General features: G+C 36.0%; 23 protein-coding genes. 11 read left to right on the top strand and 12 right to left on the bottom strand.

The window, feature by feature from the left end; all coding sequences use genetic code 11:
• Positions 1–24 precede the first annotated feature (24 nt).
• Complete coding sequence (locus ACMA47_RS08215) at positions 25–1,185, top strand: thioredoxin family protein (RefSeq protein ID WP_413929406.1); 1,161 nt, start codon at positions 25–27, stop codon at positions 1,183–1,185.
• Between the two features lie 69 nt (positions 1,186–1,254).
• Here the strand turns inward: ACMA47_RS08215 and ACMA47_RS08210 are convergent, their stop codons facing one another.
• From ACMA47_RS08210 to ACMA47_RS08200, 3 genes are all read right to left on the bottom strand, one after another.
• Positions 1,255–1,950: a hypothetical protein gene (locus ACMA47_RS08210; RefSeq protein WP_413929405.1), complete on the bottom strand. Its 696-nt coding sequence runs from the start codon at positions 1,948–1,950 to the stop codon at positions 1,255–1,257.
• A gap of 276 nt (positions 1,951–2,226) precedes the next feature.
• The gene (locus ACMA47_RS08205) at positions 2,227–2,922 is read right to left on the bottom strand and encodes a hypothetical protein (protein WP_413929404.1); all 696 of its coding nucleotides are present in this window, start codon (positions 2,920–2,922) and stop codon (positions 2,227–2,229) included.
• Between the two features lie 139 nt (positions 2,923–3,061).
• A complete protein-coding gene (locus ACMA47_RS08200; RefSeq protein ID WP_413929403.1) occupies positions 3,062–4,084 on the bottom strand; it encodes a 3-oxoacyl-ACP synthase III family protein in 1,023 nt (340 codons plus the stop codon).
• A gap of 73 nt (positions 4,085–4,157) precedes the next feature.
• Between ACMA47_RS08200 and ACMA47_RS08195 the strand changes: the two genes are divergently transcribed.
• The 3 genes from ACMA47_RS08195 to ACMA47_RS08185 all read left to right on the top strand — a co-directional run bounded on the left by ACMA47_RS08195 (position 4,158) and on the right by ACMA47_RS08185 (position 7,292).
• Complete coding sequence (locus tag ACMA47_RS08195; RefSeq protein WP_034699967.1) at positions 4,158–5,057, top strand: CorA family divalent cation transporter; 900 nt, start codon at positions 4,158–4,160, stop codon at positions 5,055–5,057.
• Positions 5,058–5,157: 100 nt separating this feature from the next.
• Entirely contained in the window at positions 5,158–6,744 is a 1,587-nt protein-coding gene (locus ACMA47_RS08190; RefSeq protein ID WP_413929402.1) for a patatin-like phospholipase family protein, read from the top strand.
• 44 nt (positions 6,745–6,788) lie between these two features.
• Positions 6,789–7,292 (top strand): DUF2199 domain-containing protein, encoded by a 504-nt coding sequence (locus ACMA47_RS08185; RefSeq protein ID WP_413929401.1) that lies wholly within the window; start codon positions 6,789–6,791, stop codon positions 7,290–7,292.
• Between the two features lie 89 nt (positions 7,293–7,381).
• On the opposite strand, the gene ACMA47_RS08180 is transcribed toward ACMA47_RS08185, so the two are convergent.
• The gene (locus tag ACMA47_RS08180) at positions 7,382–7,912 is read right to left on the bottom strand and encodes an NAD(P)H-dependent oxidoreductase (RefSeq protein WP_413929400.1); all 531 of its coding nucleotides are present in this window, start codon (positions 7,910–7,912) and stop codon (positions 7,382–7,384) included.
• A 91-nt stretch (positions 7,913–8,003) separates the two neighbouring features.
• Between ACMA47_RS08180 and ACMA47_RS08175 the strand changes: the two genes are divergently transcribed.
• Both ACMA47_RS08175 and ACMA47_RS08170 read left to right on the top strand, forming a co-directional pair.
• Positions 8,004–8,369 carry a winged helix-turn-helix transcriptional regulator gene (locus ACMA47_RS08175; protein WP_413929399.1) on the top strand — a complete coding sequence of 122 codons (366 nt, stop codon included), beginning with the start codon at positions 8,004–8,006 and terminating at the stop codon, positions 8,367–8,369.
• 85 nt (positions 8,370–8,454) lie between these two features.
• The gene (locus ACMA47_RS08170; RefSeq protein ID WP_413929398.1) at positions 8,455–8,964 is read left to right on the top strand and encodes a hypothetical protein; all 510 of its coding nucleotides are present in this window, start codon (positions 8,455–8,457) and stop codon (positions 8,962–8,964) included.
• 81 nt (positions 8,965–9,045) lie between these two features.
• Here ACMA47_RS08170 and ACMA47_RS08165 read toward each other — a convergent pair whose 3' ends face one another.
• Together ACMA47_RS08165 and ACMA47_RS08160 are read right to left on the bottom strand one after the other, a co-directional pair.
• Positions 9,046–9,606, bottom strand: coding sequence for a DNA-3-methyladenine glycosylase I (locus ACMA47_RS08165; RefSeq protein ID WP_413929397.1), 561 nt, complete (start codon positions 9,604–9,606; stop codon positions 9,046–9,048).
• The gene (locus tag ACMA47_RS08160; RefSeq protein ID WP_413929396.1) at positions 9,606–9,923 is read right to left on the bottom strand and encodes a MazG-like protein; all 318 of its coding nucleotides are present in this window, start codon (positions 9,921–9,923) and stop codon (positions 9,606–9,608) included. The genes ACMA47_RS08165 and ACMA47_RS08160 overlap by 1 nt, the downstream gene beginning before the upstream one ends.
• 169 nt (positions 9,924–10,092) lie before the next feature.
• Between ACMA47_RS08160 and ACMA47_RS08155 the strand changes: the two genes are divergently transcribed.
• Genes ACMA47_RS08155 through ACMA47_RS08145 form a run of 3 tightly spaced genes read left to right on the top strand, consistent with a single transcriptional unit; the run spans position 10,093 to position 12,467 of the window.
• On the top strand, positions 10,093–11,007 hold the full coding sequence (locus tag ACMA47_RS08155; protein ID WP_413929395.1) for an alpha/beta hydrolase: 915 nt from the start codon (positions 10,093–10,095) through the stop codon (positions 11,005–11,007).
• 17 nt (positions 11,008–11,024) lie between these two features.
• Entirely contained in the window at positions 11,025–11,402 is a 378-nt protein-coding gene (locus ACMA47_RS08150; RefSeq protein WP_413929394.1) for a hypothetical protein, read from the top strand.
• A 51-nt stretch (positions 11,403–11,453) separates the two neighbouring features.
• On the top strand, positions 11,454–12,467 hold the full coding sequence (locus tag ACMA47_RS08145) for a TQO small subunit DoxD (protein WP_413929393.1): 1,014 nt from the start codon (positions 11,454–11,456) through the stop codon (positions 12,465–12,467).
• A gap of 304 nt (positions 12,468–12,771) precedes the next feature.
• Here ACMA47_RS08145 and ACMA47_RS08140 read toward each other — a convergent pair whose 3' ends face one another.
• The 6 genes from ACMA47_RS08140 to ACMA47_RS08115 form a co-directional block, all read right to left on the bottom strand.
• A complete protein-coding gene (locus ACMA47_RS08140) occupies positions 12,772–13,368 on the bottom strand; it encodes a hypothetical protein (RefSeq protein WP_034699942.1) in 597 nt (198 codons plus the stop codon).
• Positions 13,369–13,760: 392 nt separating this feature from the next.
• The gene (locus ACMA47_RS08135; protein WP_034699938.1) at positions 13,761–15,338 is read right to left on the bottom strand and encodes a DHA2 family efflux MFS transporter permease subunit; all 1,578 of its coding nucleotides are present in this window, start codon (positions 15,336–15,338) and stop codon (positions 13,761–13,763) included.
• Positions 15,339–15,432: 94 nt separating this feature from the next.
• On the bottom strand, positions 15,433–16,536 hold the full coding sequence (locus ACMA47_RS08130; RefSeq protein ID WP_114819149.1) for an HlyD family secretion protein: 1,104 nt from the start codon (positions 16,534–16,536) through the stop codon (positions 15,433–15,435).
• A gap of 16 nt (positions 16,537–16,552) precedes the next feature.
• The gene (locus ACMA47_RS08125; protein WP_413929392.1) at positions 16,553–17,869 is read right to left on the bottom strand and encodes a TolC family protein; all 1,317 of its coding nucleotides are present in this window, start codon (positions 17,867–17,869) and stop codon (positions 16,553–16,555) included.
• Positions 17,853–18,491: a TetR/AcrR family transcriptional regulator gene (locus tag ACMA47_RS08120; protein WP_413929391.1), complete on the bottom strand. Its 639-nt coding sequence runs from the start codon at positions 18,489–18,491 to the stop codon at positions 17,853–17,855. Before ACMA47_RS08120 ends, ACMA47_RS08125 begins: the two co-directional genes overlap by 17 nt.
• 320 nt (positions 18,492–18,811) lie before the next feature.
• Positions 18,812–19,930, bottom strand: a complete 1,119-nt coding sequence (locus tag ACMA47_RS08115) for an ATP-binding protein (protein ID WP_413929390.1) — start codon at positions 19,928–19,930, stop codon at positions 18,812–18,814.
• 416 nt (positions 19,931–20,346) lie between these two features.
• On the opposite strand from ACMA47_RS08115, the gene mdlD reads away from it, so the two are divergent.
• Both mdlD and ACMA47_RS08105 read left to right on the top strand, forming a co-directional pair.
• The gene (gene mdlD, locus ACMA47_RS08110) at positions 20,347–21,666 is read left to right on the top strand and encodes an NAD(P)-dependent benzaldehyde dehydrogenase MdlD (RefSeq protein WP_413929389.1); all 1,320 of its coding nucleotides are present in this window, start codon (positions 20,347–20,349) and stop codon (positions 21,664–21,666) included.
• 196 nt (positions 21,667–21,862) lie between these two features.
• A complete protein-coding gene (locus ACMA47_RS08105; RefSeq protein ID WP_413929388.1) occupies positions 21,863–23,179 on the top strand; it encodes a hypothetical protein in 1,317 nt (438 codons plus the stop codon).

Here is a 23,179-nt window from a genome sequence, read left to right as displayed (position 1 = left end):
ATTTGCATGGAATAAAAAGTTTTTATGAAAAAAATAGCAATACTTTCCTCAATCTTTATAGGAGCTCTTGCATGGGCGCAGGGAATTAAATTTGAAGAAGGCAATTTTGCCTCTATTCTGGCCAAAGCAAAAAAAGAAAAAAAACTGGTCTTTATTGATGCATATGCCTCATGGTGTGGACCTTGCAAACTGATGGTTAAAAATATTTTCCCACTTCAGTCTGTAGGAGAATATTACAATTCTCACTTTATCAATGCTAAAATTGATATGGAAAAAGGAGAAGGAATTGAGCTGGCAAAAAAATATAATGTAAAAGCATTCCCTACTTACCTGTTTATTGATGGAAATGGTGAAGCTGTACACAGAACTTTAGGATATGTGGAAGAAAAAGACTTTATCCAGTTTGCAAAAGACGCAGAAGATCCAAACAAAAGACTTACTTCTCTGAAGCAACAGTTTGAAAAAGGAGAAAAAGATCCTGAGTTTTTAAAGAATCTTGCGGGCCTTACCATGTATAATGACGCTGAGTTTGCCGGGAAAGTTCTTAACCGTTACTTTCAGCAGAAAACAAGCTTAGATCAGGAAGACATCCAAATGCTTCTTTCAGGAGTACAAACTACAGACAGCCCTTTGTACAAAATTTTCAAGGATAAAAAAGCTGATATCATTAAATTCTTCCCGGAAGATAAATATGAAAAGTTTGATAAAAATATTAAACTGAATACTGTTTCTAAAAAAGCTTATAATCCGGATACAAAGAAATGGGATGACAACTATTTCATGGCTGAAACCCAAAAATTCCTAAGCAAAGAGGAAGCGGACAAGATCTTAAAAAGAATGAAAGCCAACAGAGCTTTGAAGAATAAAGATATTCCTGAATATGAAAAATTAATTCTTGACCTTTATAAAGATTATTCTGCAGCGGGTTCTGAAGAACTGAATTCTCTTGCCTGGAACTTTTTTGAAAATGTAAGCAATAAAACTTCTCTGGAAAAAGCCATTACATGGGCACAGGAATCTGTAAAGAAAGATCAGAACTTTGCCAATACAGATACTTTGGCGAATCTTTACAATAAAGTTGGTGATAAGAAAAATGCTAAAATGTGGGCTGAAAAGTCTATTGAACTGGCAAAAAGTACCGGACAGGATTCTTCTGACACGGAAAAACTTTTGAAGAGCCTTTAATAGATAATCTAATAAAAAACAAAAACCGCAGCACTAAAGTTCTGCGGTTTTTTTATTAAAAAAAAACATTTAATTATTATATACCAAGACCTGCATCTTAGTAAGCATTGCTTCTGTATCACCATTATATCCTGCATAACCAGAAGGAACAAAATTAACTGTAGCACTACCAAACCAAGCCACATATTGTACTTTAAAAGTATAAGTTCCCGCCGGGAGAGTTACTGATTTCAAAAATGTTACCGGAACAGGCATACTTTGTAAAGTAGCTACTCCAGGAAAGTTTCCTGCTTTAGAAGCAAAGGCTGACGAAATTTTCGTTCCATTTTGTAAAAGGGCAAAAACACCTTGACTAGAACTACCATCCGTTAAGGTTGCATATCCCAGAATGGTAAACAAAAAAGTTTGTGTACGTCCCGCGGGCACTGTTAAGGTAATTGTTGCTCCAGGCACATCAATTGTGGTTCCCTGAACAGCAGTAGCAGCAGTAGTTCCCTGGACATAATAAGCATTGTTAATAGTTCCGCTTATTGTATTCAATGTTTGCCATGAAGGAGCAGTTGCAGCTCCATTGGAAGTCAAAATCTGGCCGGAGGTTCCTGCTGAGCCAGCAGTTGTGGCATTTCCTCCTACATTTAGTTCATTTACCACTTGTAATGAACCATTAATGTGCAAGGTTTTCTGAGGAGTAGCAGTCTGAATCCCCACCTGCGCACAGAAGAATAAGGGAACTAAAAAAGCTCCAAGTAATAAATAGTTTTTCATGTTTTTGTTTTTAGAATTTTTAACAAAATAAAATTACAACAAAAAACAATCGAAAAATTTACACAATAATGAATATTTTCAATCAAAAACAACAAATTATATTACAAATTCTATAATTCAAAACAACAGTTTCAAAATTAACAAAAAGCTTCATGATTTTTCATATTCAACAACTCCAATCAATTATTAAGGTTAACATAAAAAGGGGTTAAAAGCCTTTATAAAGCAAAAACCATAAACTAAAGCTTATGGTTTTTGTTTTATTTTATTTTGATCTTAATTATTATATACCAAGATTTGCATCTTAGTAAGCATCGCTTCTGTATCACCATTGTAACCAGCATAAGCAGAAGGAACAAAGTTTACTGTTGCTGATCCAGACCATGCAGAATATTGTACTTTAAAAGTATAAGTTCCTTCCGTAAGGATTATTGACTTCAAAAAGGTCACCGGAACCGGCATACTTTGCAAGGTGGCTCCCCCAGGAAAATTTCCCGCTTTAGAAGCAAAGGCTGAAGAAATTTTTGTTCCATTTTGTAAAAGAGCAAAAACCCCTTGGCTAGAATTACCATCTGTTAAGGTTGCGTATCCCAGAACGGTAAACAAAAAAGTTTGTGTACGTCCTGTAGGCACTGTGAGGGTAATTGTCGCTCCAGGCACATCGATTGTTGTTCCCTGACCTGCCGTAGCAGAAGTTGTACCCTGTACATAATAAGCACTGTTAATAGTTCCGCTTATTGTATTCAGCGTTTGCCATACTGGAGCAACACCACTTCCCTGAGAAGTTAAAATTTGCCCTGTTGTACCCGCAGAACCAGATGTAGTGGCATTTCCTCCTACGTTTATTTCATTTACTACCTGTAAAGAACCATTGACATGTAAGCTTTTTTGAGGGGTTGCAGTTCTAATACCTACTTGAGCATATAGGGACAAGGAAAATAATAGAGTCCCAAAAAATAAGTGTTTTTTCATTCGTTGTGTTTTTATAAGATTACCAGGACAAAGGTATATTAAAAAATATAATATCTGTAACAATTAACAAAAAACACAACGATTAATCGAAAAAAATCTATAAAATCAACTCAATTAATTTATAATATGTTCAAAAAAATTAAAATTCAAACAACACACTTCCCCATGTGAATCCACTTCCGAAAGCTGAAAGAAGTACCAGATCTCCTCTCTTGATTTTCCCTTGCTCAATTGCTTCACTTAAAGCAATGGGAATAGAAGCTGCTGTCGTATTTCCGTATTTCTGAATATTGTTGAATATTTTTTCGTTCGGCAATCCGAATTTTTCCTGTACAAACTGAGCAATTCTCAGGTTCGCCTGATGTGGAATGAACATATCAAGATCTTCAACTGTTTTTCCTGCTTTGTTCAATGCTTCCATCATCGTTTCAGGAAATCTTGTTACCGCATGTTTGAATACAAAGTTTCCGTTCATGATCGGGTATACTTCTTTATTCGTTACATTTTCAGGATCTTTTCTCATTCTGTCACTCCATCCGTATTTTGAACCCGGGAACTGAGTACAAAGATCATCAGCATATTTTCCTTCAGAATGCATATTCATCGCTAAAATATCTCCTGCATTTTCATCTTCTGATGCAGAAAGAACAACCGCTCCTGCCCCATCTCCGAAAATAACAGATACTCCTCTTCCTTCGTCAGAAAAATCCAATCCGAAAGAGTGAACCTCTGCTCCTACCACAAGGATATTTTTATAAGTTCCTGATTTGATAAATGCATTCGCCACACTCATAGAATATACAAATCCTGAACACTGATTTCTTACATCCAATGCTCCGATGGTATCACATCCCAGCATATCCTGAAGCAATACTCCACATCCAGGAAAATAATAATCCGGTGAAAGCGTTGCAAAAACAATATAATCGATATCTTTTGAGGTAAGGCCGGCATTCTCGATCGCTTTTTCTGCGGCTTTAAAACCTAGATGAGCAGTGGTTTCCTGAGCGTCGTATCTGTTTTTTCTGTGTCTTCTTTCCTTGATCCCTGTTCTCTCCGTAATCCATTCGTCATTGGTAGTCATTAGTTTTGCTAAATCATCATTGGTAACAACGTTATCTGGAACATAAAATCCCACCCCTTTTATGGTACTTTTAATCATATAGTTTTTTAATTTTGGCAAAGATAAAACTTATTTAACACATAGTTTTTCAAAATATTAGTATTTTTACTTTATGCCAATTGATACGATATACAGAACCTCCCAGTGCGAATGGGTAGATGTAGAGGCTCCTACTTTAGAAGACCTGAAATTTCTTCATGAACGATATGAAATCAACAATCTTCTTCTGGAAGATACAATGGATCCTAATCACCTTCCGAAATATGAAGAAGACGGGAATGTGAAATTCTTTTTACTCCGTGAAAGCACAGAGCTGGAAAGAAAGAATCTCAATACCATCAGTGATATCAGCACCAAAATTGGAATCTTTCTGGTGGAAAATACCATTATTACCATCCACAGGATGAAAACCAGAAGTATTTCCGAGACCAAGAAAAAAGTGTCTTTGATTCAGGAAGACCTTAAACCTCAGCAAATCATGCTGATGATTGCTATATTGATCATGAAAAGTTTTGATGATGAATCTTTAAGTCTGTTTGAAACAATGGACAATATTGAGAATGAGATTTTCCTTAAAAACACCAATCATACCAGCCAGATCCGTCGTCTTTACAAGCTGAAACGAAAATCCGGATTGAACTCCCGTGTACTGGTAATTTCTACAGATGCTATTGATAAATTTAAACTGCTGAATTTACAAGACTCAGAAATTGTGGATTTAAAAGATAAACATAAAGACGTAGTTGCTGATTTTGATCATTTGAATATTCAGATTACCAACCTTATTTCCATGTTCCTTGCACTTTCAGATCAAAAGGCCAATCAGGTGATGAAAGTCCTGGCTATTTATTCGGTTTACTTTTTACCAATCACCTTTATTGCCGGGGTTTATGGGATGAATTTCGATAATATGCCTGAGCTTCATCATAAGTATGGATATTTTATCACATTGGGAGCAATGGCAACCGTTGTGATCAGTACGTTTATTTATGTGAGACGAAGACAATGGTAATTAATTTTTAATAAACGCAAAGGCACGAAGTTTTTACTTTCAATAAAATATAACTTGGTGATTACCTTTTGTCTTTAAAACACCATCAAAACAAAATACCATGACTCCTGAAAACCTCAACAAAATTCTGGAAGATCCTTCTCTATCGCAGGCATCCAAAGATAAATTGCTTGCTTTACACGAGAATATCTCTTCCAAAGAATTCTCTGATCTCCTGGATCAGTCCGGGAATCAGTATGTAGAGTTTGTACAGGAAGGTGGTGGTGTCTGGGGAAGCGCGCTGGTAGGCTATCTTTATGGACTGGAAATATTTGGAATCCGTTTTCTGAAAGTGGCTGGAACGAGTGCCGGAGCGATTAACACCATGCTGATTGCAGCCTGTAAGACCAAAGAAGAAGCTAAAAGTGAACTGATCAAGGATATTCTTTTCAGCTGGAATTTTGCAGATTTTATGGATGGGAAAACGTATGTAAAAACTACTCTCCATGCCATGCTGAACAACAAGGATTTCTTTAAAATTAATACAATTATTGCGGTTATCCTCTTCATTATTCTTCTGAGTATTCCCTTTCTCGCTCCTCCCACAACAATACTGAATGCCAAGCTGATGTTTTTAATCCCTCTGATTCCGGCTGTCATCCTCTTTTTCTGCATCCAAAAGCTGTACAATAATTTCAGGAAAGAAAACAGCGGACTGAATCCCGGAAATGTTTTTCAGAATACCATGCAAAATGCGCTGGATCAATTTGGCATAAAAACGGTTGCCCATCTCAATGAAAAATTCATTCAGAAAGAAAAGGATCTTAATCTCAACTACCGCTATGGAAACGGGCAGGAATATTATCTGATGGCTTTGCAAAGCATTGAAAAGATTAAAATCAAAAACCAGGAACATATCGACCAAACCCGATACAGAATTTTCTACGAAAGCGCTGTGAATAATGATTATTATAAAAACAATCCCTTCTACCTTCTGAAGTCTGAATATGTAATTATTACCACTGATATCAATGCTAAAATTAAGGTAGAACTTCCTACAATGGCCAATCTCTACTGGTCTGAAGAGGAACTGAAACACATCAGCCCTGCTGAATTTGTAAGAGCTTCTATGGCGGTTCCATTTTTCTTTGAACCTTTTCAGAAACAAATCAATAAGGACGATGATTCTGTAAAGTATGCCTGGAGATACTGGATGAATACGAAACCTGATGATATTAATCCTGCCGGGGTTTTTATTGATGGTGGAAGTATTTCCAATTTTCCTATTGACCTGTTTCATGCGGATGAAGTATTTTATCCGAGAATGCCTCTTTTCGGGGTACAACTGACGAGCGATTCTGCAATTCTTTCTGAAAGAGGAAAAACCAGTGAAGAAATTCTTAAAACACCGTTCAGCTACGCCGGAAATATCATCAGTACACTGAAAGGTTTTAATGATAAGACATTCCTTACCAAACATACTTTTTACCGTTCGTACAGCATACAGAGTGTCAACTGTGGTACCAGCAGCTGGCTGAATTTCTTCATGAAAAAAGAGGAAAAGGAAGAACTTTTTAACAAAGGGTTTCAGGCTGCCCTTGATTTTCTCAACACTTTCAACTGGGAAAAATATAAATATGAAAGAATGATGCTCACAATGAAAGAGAAAAAAATATTGAAGGAAGAAGATACGCCTACGGTTGGATAAGGAATTTAACTTTTAAAATTAATCAACATTATAAATAAAATACGATGATGAAATACATCTGCCAATGTTGTGGTGAAGAGAAAGAAGACTGGCCTGCAATAGCCTATAATGCTCCTTATTTCTATTATTGCTTATCGGAAGAGGAACTGAAAAATGCTGAACTCACTTCAGATGTATGTGTCGTTGAAGATTCGGATGACACCCATAGATTTATCCGTACCGTTCTTGTACAGAAAGTTACGGATGACTGCAGAGATCTGGATTACGGAATCTGGGTTTCTCTGAGTGAAAAAAGCTTCAACGAATATGTTGAAAACTATAATAATAAGGAATTTGAAGCAGAATATTTCGGATGGCTTTCTACCTATCTTCCGGATTATGAGTTTGAGGAAAGTATTCCCACAACAGTAGTGGTAAATAATTCTATCGGACGGCCTTTTGTGTATCCTCACCAAAGTTATGATCATCCGTTTGTGGACGATTTTTATAATGGCATTACAAAGGAAGAAGCAGAGAAGAGGATTAATAGGGTTTTAAATAAAGAATAGAAGGACTTCCTCTTAAGTTTTAGAAATATTGCAGCAGCATTTAGAATAGGAATCTATCAAAAAATATACTGATAGATTCCTAATGCTCATTATAAATTATCCAAAAACTCCAGATACATCGGAACACTTCTGCCAACCCATTCATCAGAAGGATCTCTTTCAATTCCGTAATAGACGAAAGGTTCTTTATAATCGGCTTTTATATAATCAAAAGTCAGCTCATAAGGTCTGAAAAGTTCGTTCATCGTGTATTTATATACACCGGATGCAGTGTAAGCGTCTTCATCTATGCCTGCTGTAACTGCCAGTGACATTTTCTTTCCAGCAAGTTTAAATCCACTGGTACTTCCATACGCCCAGCCATACAAAATCACCTCATCCAGCCATTGTTTCAAAAGTGGCGGACTGCTGAACCAGTAAAAAGGAAACTGGAATACAATTTTGTCATAAGATTCCATCATCTTCTGCTCTTCAGCCACATTGATTTTTCCATCAGGGTAAGCTTCATACAATTGATGAACAGTATATTTTTCAGGATATTTTTTTAACTCGTCAATCCATTTTTTATTAATCACAGATTTTTCAATATCTGGGTGGGTAACAATTACTAAAGTCTTCATTCTGTTTAAATTTCTGTTACAAAATTACAACATGTTACTTACATTTCGTACATTAGCAACCTATTGTATGGTACTATAAAAAATGTAAGTAATGACTAAAATAAAGGAAACTTCTACCAATTTTGCCAATAAGCAAGCGCTTGCTGATGAATGTCCGGAAATCTATGCATCCAACACTATCGGAGGGCAATGGGCACTGGCCATCTGCTGTTATCTGATCAACGGAAAAATGAGATTTGGAGAGCTTAGAAAAAAGCTTCAGAATATTACCGAACGTATGCTTACGCTGCAACTTCGTAGACTGGAAGAAGATAAAATTATTACCAGAACGGTATATGCAGAAGTTCCACCAAGGGTTGAATATGAGCTTACAGAAATAGGCTACAAACTGAAACCTATTATTCTGGAATTTGAAAAATGGGGAAATGAGCACAAAGAACTGATGAAAAAACAATAATATACGGAAGGATTAGTATTGAAAAAATTCTACGTTGCGTTATTTTATACAAAAATAATTAACTTTAGATACATAAACCAATACTATGAAAAACCTGACTTTTTTACTATTATTCCCAGTGGTTATTTTTTGGGGGATCAATGTACATGCCCAAAAAATTTCTGACGGCCAAACAGTTGACATGAATGGTATGGCTGTTACCTTTACTATTCTCAATAAAGAAAGTGTAGAATCCGGTGGAAAATCCTATGACCGTTATAAAGTTTCGGCATCGGTAAAAAACACTTCAGATAAAGCCTACAACATCAGATTATCAGCCTTTCCTCAAATTGTAAGCAACATAGGCCTTGTAGAACTGGACTGTATTAATGCTACGGGAGCCAGACTAACCTCTAAAAAGATAGAGTTAAAAATGAAGGCCCAAATGATTAATGTTACCTACTCTGCTTATGACAAGTCTGGGAAACTCATCACCAGTACAATTCCGGTAACCGGCAGTTATTATTTTGATCCGGGAGATACAATCAATGATAATGCAATCTTCATTGTTCCACAAGGTGAAAAACCTGATGTTTCTGTAAGAAGTATGAAATAGAATAATTAAGATTCCTACGGAATGACGAATAGAAGTGTTTGACATTAGGCACACATTCTGTCATTCCGTAAGAATCTCAGTTTATTTAGCCATTTTCTCCTTCCACAAAGGCTTTTGTGCTAATACTTTTGAGTGAATCGGACAACTTTCATGATGAGCGCCTTGCAGATATCCTGTACTCATAAGAAATTCGTTTACAATTTCCCCGCCAGTGAATTTGAATGTTTTTTTGAAAAGCTTCATCCATTCCTGCAAAGGCATTGGATGATGATGCTCCAGCCATTTTTCAAAAGAACCAAATTCCTTTTGTAATGCAATGATTGTTTTAGCATTTTCAATGGCAGCATTTACTTTTAGCTTATTCCTGATAATTCCCGGATCGCTCAATAATCTTTCGCGGTCTTCTTCTGTATAATCTGCTATTTTCTGAATATCAAATTGGTCATATGCTTTTCTGAAACTGTCTTCTTTTTTCAGAACCGTTTCCCAGCTTAATCCTGCCTGATTAATCTCAAGAATGAGTCTTCCAAACAATTCATTATCATCATGAATAGGATATCCATAATAATTGTCATGGTAATTTTTGTGCAGTTCTTTTCTGCTTTCGGGCTGCATTCCTTCTATTGCTAAACAATAACTCATTACAATATATTTTCTGTTTTCGTTAAAAATTTGTCCATTGCTTCTTTAATATTAATTCCTGTACGGTCTGCCAGAACAATCAGCCACCAGATATTTTCGGCTAATTTATGCTCCAGTTCTTCTGCTGAATCTTTCTTCAGCCATGTTTTCTGATGGGACATTACATTTCGCCCTACCAATCCGGCATCGGTAAGATAAGCAAGTGTATCTTCTTCCAGTGACCATTCTTTTCCTTTGCTTTTTATTTCCAGCTGATGATACTTCTCTCTGATGTCTAAAGAACGTTTGACGATGGTATCAAAATTATTGGTGTCCATATTTCTCTGTTTTTAAGTAAAGACTTTCAAAGGGTAAAAATAAACCAGAACTGTGACAACTGTCCGTCAGTAGTGATTTCCATTTTTTAAATGTAATCATAATTCTATTCATTTTATCTACTTCCATTCTCAGAATATTCAGTAGTTTAGAGAACTTAAAAACAACATCATGAAATCTGTGTTTTCCCTTCTTTTTATTATATGTTCAATGTTCTTTAAAGCACAGAAATTATATTCAAAAGCGTATGGAAATCCCCAAAAACCACCCTTGATTTTTATCCATGGCGGGCCGAGCGGAAATTCCACTTTGTTTGAAGGAACTACCGCTCAGAAGCTTGCTGATAAAGGATTTTATGTGATCGTTTACGACAGGCGTGGTGAAGGGCGCTCAAAAGATGAGAATGCCACCATGACATTCAAAGAAAGTTTTGAGGATTTAAAAGATATTTACACAACCTATCACCTTCAAAAAGCCAATATACTTGCCCATAGTTTTGGTGGGATTATCGGAACTTTATTTACAGATCAGTTTCCTGAGAAAGTAAAAACGCTTACGTTGGCAGGAGCTTTATTTACCCAACAGGAAACCTATGATCATATTTTAAAACAGGCTAAAGAACATTTTAAAAATGATTCCACTCAAATCAAAGAGATTTCAGAGATAGAAAGTCTGGACAAGAATTCTGCTGCTTATAGAAAAAGATGTTATGACATGGCTGGAAAACTTGACTTCTTTGATATGCCACATCCAACTCCTGAAAGTGAAATGCTGAGGAAAAAATACAAAGAAGGAGAATTTTATAAAAACAATATAAGAAACGCTAATTCTCCTCTTAAGTTCTATCAAAATGAGCCTCAGAATAATTTGGATAATACCTCGGTTTTAAAAGATATCCGAAAAAAAGGAATTCCCGTTTTTGCAGTGTATGGTAAGAATGATGGCATATTTTCTGAGAAACAGCTGAATGACCTGAGAAATATTGTCGGTAAGAAAAATTTCAGACTCATTGATAACTGTTCCCATTACTTATTTGTTGATCAGCAAAACGATTTTTTAGAATTTATTAAGCTTACATTGAAATAAAGTGTAGTTTTGTAATCATGCACAATTCAGGAGTCCATATGAAAACCTATAAAGCGATCATTACGATGCTTATTCTGGTGTTTTCATTATCTCCATGTTCTGTAAAAAGAAATGTTCTTGATATTTTTGACATTCAGTTTATAAGCGGGCTGAATAAAATCAAAACGACTTCTTCACTTTCTTTCAGTTGTGATTCTGCATCAGCTACTTCCGGAATTTCGGTTTCAAAAAACAAAACTCAGAGCCAATACAAAGATTCTTTTTCTGATTTTTCTTCAACAACCGGAAATTCTGTTGAAAAAAAGATTTCTTTCAATAACTACTCAGGGCATTCTACAGGAAACAGCCCACCGAAGTATATTTTATTTAAAAGACTGAAACTTAATCTGGTTTAATTTTTTTAGCCTAATTAAAAATCAGTTTTTTACAATACAATATTAATTTCAATGAAACATATCTTAAACCGTCAGTCTTCAGAGCTGGCCGGATTATATACTTTATCCCTCCGCATGGTTATCGGATGGACTTACTTTTCAGCGTTCTGGCGCAGACTGATCCTCGAAAACAAACTTATTCCTGATGAAAAGGGATATATCGGGGAAAAATTCAATCACTTCTTACCCAATGCACTGGGAATAAAACCTATTATTGAATATCTGGTGACTCATCCCGATGCTCTGCAACGCTCTATGATGATTTTTACCATTATCGAAGCCATTGTAGGTTTATTCATCATCCTCGGATTATTTACACGTTTAATGAGTATTGGCATCTTCAGTCTTGCCCTTGGAATTTTACTAGGTTCCGGCTGGCTGGGAACGACTTGTCTTGATGAATGGCAGATTGGTGTTTTAGGTGCTGCAGGCGGATTTGTTCTTTTTCTTACAGGAAGCGGATCTTATTCTCTGGACTATTATTTCATAAAAAACAACAAAAGTTTCACCCAGAAAAAATGGTTTCAATGGCTTGGATCAGGGAGTTTTCCTATTTCAAACCCTAAGGTTCTTGTACTGGCAGGCTCAGTGATTATATTCGGACTGACCCTTTTTACCAATCAATATTTTCATGGAGGTGTATGGGGAACACTGCATAATAAATCAGTAAAACCTAAACTAGAGATTTCAAATATCTCCCATAATAATTCGAAGCTTACATTTGAAATCTACAGAACAGAAGGTGCTGATGTGTATGGTTCTTTTCTGATAGGTATTCATGTTCTCGACAAAAACGGAAAGATTTTAAAGGAACTTGATCATAAAGAACTCTCCGGAATTCCTCAAGAAAATATACAGAATCATTATGTCGCCAAAGTGAAACCGGGAAAACACAGTCTGGTAATTCCATTGGGAGCAAAAGCTGATGTTACTCTGAATATTGATGATATTTTTGAAAAAAATGAAATTCATACCCTGAAACTGATTGATGTAAGTGGTATTGAATGGATAGAGAAGATTGAATAAGGTTTGGGATTCGGGACTTGAGATACGGGGTTCGGGGATTGGAGCTTATTATTTTAACGTTTTATGTTTTGACTAAAGCCGTTGGAAAATATTTTTCTTTTGTGAACGGGCTTCCTTCTTGAACTAACGTTCGTAACCTTTCTGGTTATGCTCTGGATTATAGCCCATTTCTATTGAATTTTTTCTCTACGATTATAATTCTGTTACAATTAAAATCTGCAGAATCTGCGAGATGCTTTATAAACCATTGATATTCATTTACACAAAAAAGCGGACTAAAGTCCGCTTTAATTCATATTTGATGTTACTTTTCTGAAACCAGAACATGATAACTGCATGAGCTATCCGGATCAAGCTTGAGTACTTTTACTTCAAGTAAAACATCCAGTCCCATAGTGTCGCAAATACCCTGTATAAAAGGTTTTATGACTGGCCATTTCAACAGTCCCGCAATTTGCAGGCTATGAGTGATTTTATGGTAACGGTCTACGCCTTTAATGAGCAATTCGCATTTATAGTCATTTAATTCTTTAAATTCAAAATTATATTCGGGACTGGATGTAAAAACTGCTCCTATTAATATTTTTCCCACAGCTGGAATTCCGGGCTGCAGATTAGGTTTTGTTTCAAGATTTTTTAAGGTCATTCTTGATCCGAGGTCGTACATAAAAGTACTGGAAAGCTGTTCTATAGCTTCTGGCCCGTAAAGTTTTCCGATCTGTTTGAGCATACCTCCATAAAAAGCTCCTGTAATATCAGACAGGCGCTGGGTAAGCTCTGTAAAAGTTCCGGGAAAGAAATCTGCAATAATCTGAGCCTGATTCATTTCAGGGAGATAGATATCGTTTTTTCTGAAATCGGATAATGCCACGTAGGTTTTCGGAAGTTGAATTTGATTCATAGTTAATAAGTTATTACTGTTATTAGTTCATGGTTAAGTACAATCATGAAGAAAAAAGCCCCATTTATCCATCTGGAATTTTGTCATTATAGGATATAAAAACAAAGTAAAAAACTATTCGGCGAATTGATTTTAATAACTGATGTTCAGATAAAAATCCGGCACAGTATTCCGGCAGATCCTTTTTGAAAGGATTGTTGAGAGATTAGGGAATCTATTCATATCTTTTCATTTGGTACTGTAAAGCTAGAAAAAATAAATAAACTCTCCAATAAGTGATATTATTTTTTGTTTAATAAAATGAAAACTAAAAGTTATTGGCTTTTACTATTTTACATCAGAAACAGCATAAAAAAACCTTCGAAAATCTCGAAGGTTTTTTTATTTAAAATTTAGTGCATGGCTTCACTCAAATCTATTTTTTCTTTGCTCTTTCGCTCTTTTACGAGTAAGATAAACGGAATACATATCAGGAATATGATTCCAAGGTAAAGAAAGACATCCATGTAAGACAAAACAGTGGCCTGCTTCGTTACAGATAGGTCGAGCATTTTATAAGCGGCATTCATTGCAGCATCAGGGGTCATTCCTTTTGCTACAAAATTGGCTTTAAGAGCTGCTAGTCTTTGCTGTACATCAAAACTGTTTTCGTCCAGATGGGAAATTAAGTTATTCCTGTATTTCTGGCCTGCATTGGCAATAAAGGTTGTAATCGCTGCAATCCCGAAAGATCCTCCCAGCTGTCTCATCATCCCTGTAAAAGCTGCTCCCTGACCAATCTCCTGCCCTTTCAATGTACTTAATGACAAAGAGGTGATTGGAATAAATAACAATCCTAAACCTGCTCCTCTTACAATCAGCATCCAGAAGAAAGCTTCTTTACTGGTATCCGGTGTCAGAATTTTGTATCCCCAGAAACTATAAACGAAGAAGATAAAGAGTCCTAATGAAACCAGAATCTGTTGTTTTGCTCCTTTTGCCAGCAATCTACCAATGATAGGCATCATGAAAGCCGTCGTTAATGCAGCTGGAATCATCAATGCTCCTGACTGAAGTGCCGTCCATCCCAAAATACTCTGAGTATAAAGAGGAACGATGAATGTAGAACCATAAAGCCCGAATCCAAGCACGAATGACATCATGGTTCCGATTCTTAGATTGCTATTTTTAAGTACCCTGAGCTCAACGATCGGATATTTAAAGGTAAGCTCCCTCCAAAGGAATAAGATAAATCCTAACACAGCAGCTACTGTAAACGCTACAATCATTCCGCTTGCAAACCAGTCTTCTTCATGACCTCTCTCAAGAATGAACTGTAGTGAACCTACTGTTACTGCCAATAAAGCAATCCCAATCCAGTCAACATCTGAGACTTTACGTTTTTCAGCATATTTCGGACTTCTTACAAACTGCAGTGTCATCAATGTTGCTGCAATCCCAATCGGAATATTAATATAGAAAATATATGGCCAGCTGAAATTATCAACGATATACCCTCCAAGAGGCGGACCTAAGGTAGGACCGATAATTACTCCCAGACCATAAATCGCCTGAGCCATACTTCTTTTTTCAATCGGATAAGATTCCGTAATGATCGTTTGTGAAGTTACCAATAAGGCTCCCCCACCGATTCCCTGCATCAATCTGAAGAACACGAGTTCCCAGATATTGGTCGCATTTCCACATAAAAATGAAAATATGGTAAATATAATGATGGATGCTGCAAAGTAATTTCTACGCCCAAACTGCTGGGAAAGCCAGCTCGTCATTGGTACTATAATTACGTTACCAATGGCATAAGCCGTAATTACCCAACCCACTTCAGAAAGTGTAGATCCAAGATTCCCCTTCATTTCATTCAAGGCAACATTGACAATCGTGGAATCTACAATTTCAAGAAGGGCACAAAGGATAGCCGTAATCGTAATGATTACTCTACGCGCTCCATATTCTACTAATGAATCTTGCATAATTTTTATTCGAATATTTGTATTAATGTAAAATGTAGGATGTATTAATGATTTTCAATTCATCATGAATACATTTCACGTAAGTACATCAATACTATTTCAAAGCAACCTCTGCTTTCACGTTCATTCCTGTTCTCAGTCTTTTGGCAATATCTTTATCAAGATTTACAAAATCAATTTTTACAGGAAGTCTCTGAACTACTTTTACGAAGTTACCACTCGCATTATCCGGAGGAAGAATAGAGAAAGTAGCTCCTGTAGCCGGAGAGAATGAGCTTACTACACCTTCAAATTCTTTATCAGGGAAGGCATCAATCTCAATTTTCACTTTCTGCCCTTCTACCATTTTATCTACCTGCGTTTCCTTAAAGTTAGCTACCACCCATTTCTGATCGTTTTTAACCAAAGCAAACAACTGTGCCCCAGCCTGCAGATACTGACCTGCCTGTGTAGGCACTTTTCCTACGTATCCGTCTTCAGGTGCAAGGATTACAGTATATGATAAGTTCAGTTTTGCATTTTCCACATCTACTTCTCTTTGTTTAGCAACAGATCCTGCCACACTGATTTGTTGTGAGCTTGCAGCCGTTTGAGAAGAAGCGATGTGAGTTTGCTGAGCAATTTGATTTCTCTGGTCCACTAAAACCTGTAACTGTCTGTCTGCAGATTGTTTTGCAGCCAAAGCCTGCTCATACTGTTGTTCTGTGATAGAATGGTCTTTTACAAGATTAGCATATCTCTTCAAATCCTGAGAAGTTTTCCAAACATTTACTTTTGCTGCTTCTATCTGAGCATTAGCAGTAACTACCGCTGCTTCAGAAGAGCCGATATTTTTTGAAGTTGCTGTGGTAGTAGCTTCTGCATTGGAGATATTACTTTTAGCGGTAGATAATGCTGCCTGAGCCTGATCAAGAGCCATTTTCTGATCTCTGTTATCCAAAATCACCAAAGTATCTCCTTTCTTTACAAACTGGTTGTCTTTTACTTTTACCTGAGCTACATAGCCAGATATTTTAGAAATTACCGGTGCCATATTGGAAGCAATCTGAGCATCGTCTGTCTCTTCATGATACTGTCCATAAGTAAAGGCTCTGTAACCGTAGATTCCTCCTCCGATTACTACTGCTGCTAAAATGATAGGAAAAACTAAACTTTTTTTCTTTTTAGGTTCAGCTGCCTGTGTATTATTATTTTCCATTTTGGTTTCGATCTGATTATTTAATTGTTAAAGTTCCTGTTGTCTGTAATAGTTTTCTATATGCCAACGCAGCATCTGCCTTAGCATTGATCACTCCAACGTTGGCCGCAATCTGTGCCGCGTCTGCATCCAGTAATTCTGTCATGGTTGCAAGACCGTTATCGTATTTATTTTTTGTTATTCTGTAATTTTCATTAGCCTGCTCAGCAGATTTTTCGAAAACAACGATTCTCTTTTTGGAGTAGTCTGTGTTTTGGTATTCTCTGTTCACATCAAGCTTAATGTTATCATTCAATAATTCATCGGTAGCAGCAAGCTGTTTTTCTCTTGCCTGCGACTGTCTCAATGAAGAATTTTCTTTCCACAGGTTGGATAAGTTATAAGAAACCCCAATCCCTACATTAACCGCATTGTATACGGTAAGAAACTTAGGAATATCTGCCGCTACATAACCTCCTGTAAATGCGATGGAAGGAAGATTTTCTGCTTTTGCTGCTTTTGAACCTAATTCTGCTGCTTTTCTCTGTTGTGCCAACGCCTGTAAATCTTTACGGTTTTCTCTGGCTTCGGTAACATAAAAATCAACAGGTTTTACGTCTGATCCTTCTTCAATATAATTTTCATCTACAGTAAGTTCTGTAGTTTCAGGAAGACCTAATAAAAGATCCATATTGATGTTGGCAATATTGTAGTTATTCTTAGCTTCCAATAGCTGAAGTTCAATATTTGAAGTCTGAAGGTTCGCCTTTAATCTGTCATTTCTCGCGATCAAACCATTGTTTTCCATTTTAAGGAAGGTTTCATCTCTTTTTTGAGAAGCGGCAAGGTTTTCTTCAAAAACTTTGATAGACTGGTTCGCTTTAAACAAGTTATTATAAGCCTGGGCAACGTTATAAGCAATGGCAATTTTATCATTCTCAGTGCTTAGTTTAGAAGCTTCTACCAGATATTTTGCGGATTGAATCCCATATTTGATTCTTCCCCCACTGTAAATCGGAACGCTAAGATTAGCTGAACCATAAAGTACCTGATGTACTTCAGGACCTCCTGCCCCTCCTGAAAGACCGGGAAGTTTGATATCAACATTTGGCTTTATCGGAAGGTACATATAGCTACCTGACACTTTTAATTCCGGTAGTTGTCTGTTTTTAGCTTCCAAAAGGTCAGCTGTAGCCTCTTCGATCTTGGCTGCATCGATCTTGAGATTCTTGCTGTTCTGGATTCCCAGCTGCACGGCCTCGTCAAGAGAAAGTGTTTTTTTCTCCTGAGCATTTACATTTGCTATTCCTACGAATAGTGATAATGCAATCACTGAGTTATTTATTCTCTTCATAACCTAAAAGGTCTTTTAGTAAATATTTAATATGTTTATTAAGTTCTGTGTAATATTTTTCATCAAAAGCTTCTTCATCTTCTGTTTCATTCAGGAACTCTTTATACATTTCTTTTGCATTGAATGCATAAAATAAAGTTCCGCTCACGGTGGAATGAAGGAGATAAATTGGAGGATTTTTGGTGAAAATTCCATTTTTAAGGCCGCTTTCCAGTATTTGGGAATACATAGAAAGGAATCCCATTTTGATCTGCTTCAAAAATTCTACAATCTGAGGATTCTGAGTATGCAACTGCTCTCTCTGCATAATCCTGTAAAAGCATTTTTGAGTTCTGATCTTATTAGAAAACTGATCAATTACTTTTTCAATCTTCTGCCACTCGTTGATATCGGTTCTTCCCAAAAGATCTTTTGAAAAAAACTGACCTTCATTCATTCTGTATTCCACTAATTTCTCATAGAGTTTTTCCTTAGAGCCAAAATAATATGAGATCATAGAGATATTTACACTTGCCTCTTTTGCAATTTCTCTGGTAGAAGTTCCTTCAAACCCCTTTTCAGCAAAAAGCTTCTCGGCCGCGAATAATATATTTTCTTCTTTTGAAATCATGTTAGTGTTCATTTTTCAGGGCGCAAATGTACATAAGTTTCAAATAAAATCAAACGATTGATTGATTTTTTAATATAGATTTAATTTATTGTAAAGAAAAGACAGTTTCTATAATAGATGCTGAAACCGCATTAAAGGCTGTTTTGAGTGAAATATAACTCAAGAAAAGTTCATGTTTATTTAATATTCAGGAAAAAAATTCATGATAATTTTCAATTTTCTGACCATTTAATATTGAAGTATGTATAAAAAAAGAGGGAAAGTGGAGGCAATATGATAACCATTTCCTGACATCAAAAAACAAAAAACTCCGGCTGTAACCGGAGATTTATTTATGTGCTTTTGTGAATATATCTTGATAATTTTATTCCCAGATCCGTCCAGACAATTTTAGGATTTCCGTTTCGGGTCAGATGAAGATCGGCTGTATTAATTTCTTCTAAAATACTCTCAATATTAGCCCCACTGATAAATTTTGAAAAGCCGGCCCAATTGAAACCGTTTGCATTAATCTTTTTATATACCAGATTCTCTGATTGATAGTTCTGAAGCAATGCCAGTCTGAAAATCTCAGAACAATAATTAAGAAAGTTCTTCTGTTTCTCCCTGTTCCATCCTGCAATTTCTCTTGCCCAGACAATAATGCTTCTGAGATATTCCGGTTTCTTTTTAACCATAAATGCATCTCTCACCCATTGTACAAAAAGCTTTTCAAACTCATTGCTTTTATCTCCTGAATTCAGCAGTTTTATAGCATCATTGAGATCTCCCTGAGCTTCATGAACAATCTCTCTTACTTTTTCTTCAGAAACAGAGAAATTCTTTTTAAGATGATTTTCAATATCCTCATCATTAATTCTCGGAATTTCAACAATCTGTGTTCTGGAAAGAATAGTAGGAAGAATGTCGTTTGTACTTTCAGCTGTAAGAAGAATGACTGTTTTTGCTGGTGGTTCCTCCAAGAATTTCAAAAACTTATTGGAAGCGGCAATATTCATTTTATCTGCTCTCCAGACGATAAGAATTTTGGTTCCTCCTTCATAACTTTTTAAAGAGAACTTCTGATTCTGGTCATCCACCTCATCCGCAGAAATAAATAACTGTTTATTCTCTGATTCTAAAAAAGCAGTCCAGTCGTCATAGCTTGCATAAGGGGAAGCTAGGATCATTTCTCTGAACTCATCAAATTTATTCTTGCTTAATGAGTTTTTATTGTCTGTAAAAACCGGAAAACTGAAATGCAGATCCAGATGATTGAGGTGTTCTACCTTCGCAGCAGCATGTTCATTTTCCTGACTGAAAATTTCCCGTGCATAAGCCAAAACCATAGGCAGTGTTCCGTATCCCTCTTTTCCTACAAAAAGTTGGGCATGGCTCACTCTGTTTTCAGCAATGCTTTCTCTAAGAAGTTTTTTCAGATTCGTCTGTCCGGCGATGTTCTCCCAATTCATGTTTCAAAGATAAAAAATCTTATTTCATTTCATAAAATTAAGTCTGCTTAAAATGGATAAAAATATAGATCATCCATTTTGAGTTTCTTAAATCTATAAAAATGTAGGATGTAATAAAACCATTAAGAAGGCTTGAAGAAATAAAGAATAATTAAGATGAATCATTCTGATTTTAAACTTAAAGCGAAGCTTATCTTAATACTCTTAACACCTTCATAGAATCTTAATTGTTCAAAATAAAAGTTTAGAAAGAAATGCGTCATATTATATTATAGGTAATATCAATAATAGGATTAGAGTAAAACATAAAATTAAATTTTACACAATTTAATTTTAAGCAATACATTTGCCAAGTGAAATTATTCGTAAATTTATTACCATTTCACACCAATTTCAAATATTAAAATTGTAAACCAATGGATACCAACCTGGAACAAAAAATTAAGGGCATATTTCAACAGCAGAAAGCCTTTTTCAAAACCAATCAGACTAAAGATATTGAATTCAGAAAAGCACAATTAAAAAAATTCCGAGAAGTTTTTCTACAGCATACCGATGCACTTTGTGACGCTTTGGCTACAGATCTGGGGAAAAGCAGAAAGGAAGCAGAATATGTGGAGATTCAAATAGTGATCAGCGAGCTTGATTATTTGCTGGAAAACATCGATGAATGGGCAAAGCCTACTTCTGTCCCTTCAAAACCACATCCTTCAGGCGCTGAAGTTGAGAGCAAAATAACCTATCAACCTTATGGAGTTACCTATATTATAGGCCCTTTCAACTATCCAGTTCAATTGACGTTCAGCCCGCTTATCGGAGCTTTAATCTCTGGAAATACAGCGATCATAAAACCTTCTGAGAATACACCACATGTTGCGCAGGTTCTTGAAGATATTGTCAAAGAATCATTTGACGAATCCTATGTAGCCGTTATTCAGGGTGCCATTGAAGAAAACACCTTATTATTAAGCCTTCCTTTTGATTATATTTTCTTTACAGGAAGCCCCAATGTTGGAAAAATTGTCATGAAAGCCGCTGCAGAACAATTAATTCCGGTTACGCTGGAACTTGGAGGGAAATCTCCTACGATTGTTCATAAGGATGCAGATCTTGATAAAGCGGTAGCCAGAATATCATACGGAAAATGGATTAATTGCGGACAAACCTGTGTGGCTCCTGACTATATTTATATCCATGAATCTGTAAAAGATGCTTTTATAGAAAAATTCAAAGCTCATTTAAATGCCACTTATGAAGGTAATTCTTTGGGAAAAATCGGGAAGATTGTAAGTCAGAACCAAATTAAACACCTTGCAGGTTACCTTGAAGCAGCGCCGGAAAAGGTGATTTACGGAGGAAATTATGATCTTGAAACCCGTCACTTTGAAGCCTCTTTAATGGATAATGTGACTTGGGATGATCAGGTAATGCAGCAAGAGATTTTTGGTCCTATTCTTCCTGTTATGACCTATAATGATATTGAGGAAGCATTGGAAGAAATCAATAATCGTCCTAAGCCGTTGGCATTATATGTTTTCACAGAAGATCAGGAATTTGCCGATTATGTTTTAAACCATACTACAAGCGGAGATGCGGAAATCAATAGTGCTATTATCCACGTGGGTTCACACTATTTACCATTTGGAGGAGTAGGAACTTCGGGAATGGGAAAATATCACGGAAAATTCAGTTTTGAGTGTTTCAGCCACAGCCGTTCTGTTCTTCAGGTAAAATAAGTGTATAAATGCTTATTCATATAAACCGAGACTGTTCATCATAGAACAGTCTTTTTTGCAAAACAGAATTGATATTTTTATTACAGAAAATTTGCATTTTTCTTGTAAAGAAAAGCCCTTAACAAACTTTAACCACATATAATTTTTACAATTCATTAATATTTAAGATATTTGCGCATTGTTTTAAAAATAAAGAATGAAAAAAATCTTTGTAGTATCATTCATATCAGTTGGATATTTTCTGAATGCACAGAGTCTAAGCAACTCTCCTTATGCAACTTATGGAATTGGAGATGTGAAATATGATAATACGATCGAAACTACTTCTATGGGAGGTATATCTACTGCTTTTATTAGTGATTTTACCAGTAGTTTCAATTTTGCCAACCCGGCAAACAACGCCAATTTTGAACTTACGAGTATCAGACTGGAAGCTACCAACGAAAACAATTATTTCAAATCGAACTATAACGATATGAAATCTACAAAGCATTCTACGTATCTTTCCAATATTTCGATTGCCTTTCCATTATCTTCAAAAGTGAAAATGGGGATCTCTTATCAGCCATACAGTTCTAAAAGCTACGACATCGTAACGGAGCAGTTTGCCAGTGATAACACGACTCCTCTTTATAAAAATAATTTCAAAGGAAGCGGAACTTTGAACACGGCACAACTTGCTGTTTCTTATAAAATCAATCAGGAATTATCCGTAGGGGCAAAAGCTAACCTTTATTTTGGAGATCTTAATGACCTTAATGAATTCCGTGCCTATAACAGCTATCTTGGTACTTATTTAGGTGAATATGTTAATGGATATGAGACTAAAAACAGAATCAGAAACTTTAATTTCACACTGGGTACAAGTTACCAGACTTTAAATACACGTACTGATAAGAAATTTACAGTAGGAGCTACGGCTACTTTTGGTAATACAAGTAATATGACTACTCAGTACACCAACAGTACTTACAGATATTCTGATGCTCAGGAGACTTCTAAAGTTGCCGGATCAGAAACAATCATCGAACAAAAAGAAACGAAGTCCAAGAATCTTCTTCCATTACAGGCATCCTTAGGGGTTGGATACGGAAGTGAGAACCATTGGTTTGTATCAGGACAGGTAGATTATAAAAAAGGAGAAGATATCTCTTATTTCGGTAAAGATTTCAGTTTCCAGGATACCTACAGAATTTCTGCAGGGGGATGGTACCTTCCCAACTATAACAACTTCAGAAGCTACTTCTCAAGAGTAATCTACAGATATGGAGCATTTTATGAAAGAGGAAATTTAAATCTGGAGGGGAACAGTATCAACAAATTCGGTATTTCTGCCGGAGTTATGCTTCCGTTCAAAAACAGTAGTATCACCAGAATGAGTGGTCTTGAAATTGGGTTAGAAGTTGGTAAGAGAGGAACTCTTCAAAACAACCTGATCAACCAGAATTTCGTCAATCTGAGAATCGGCTTTAATTTTGCTGATAAGTGGTTCAGAAAGGCACTTTATAACTAA

Origin of the sequence: Chryseobacterium sp. T20, from assembly GCF_047345655.1 — a bacterium.
Classification (GTDB): Bacteria; Bacteroidota; Bacteroidia; order Flavobacteriales; family Weeksellaceae; genus Chryseobacterium.
The sequence above is the reverse complement of the archived record's forward strand: the minus strand, read 5'-3'. Positions and strand labels throughout refer to the sequence as shown.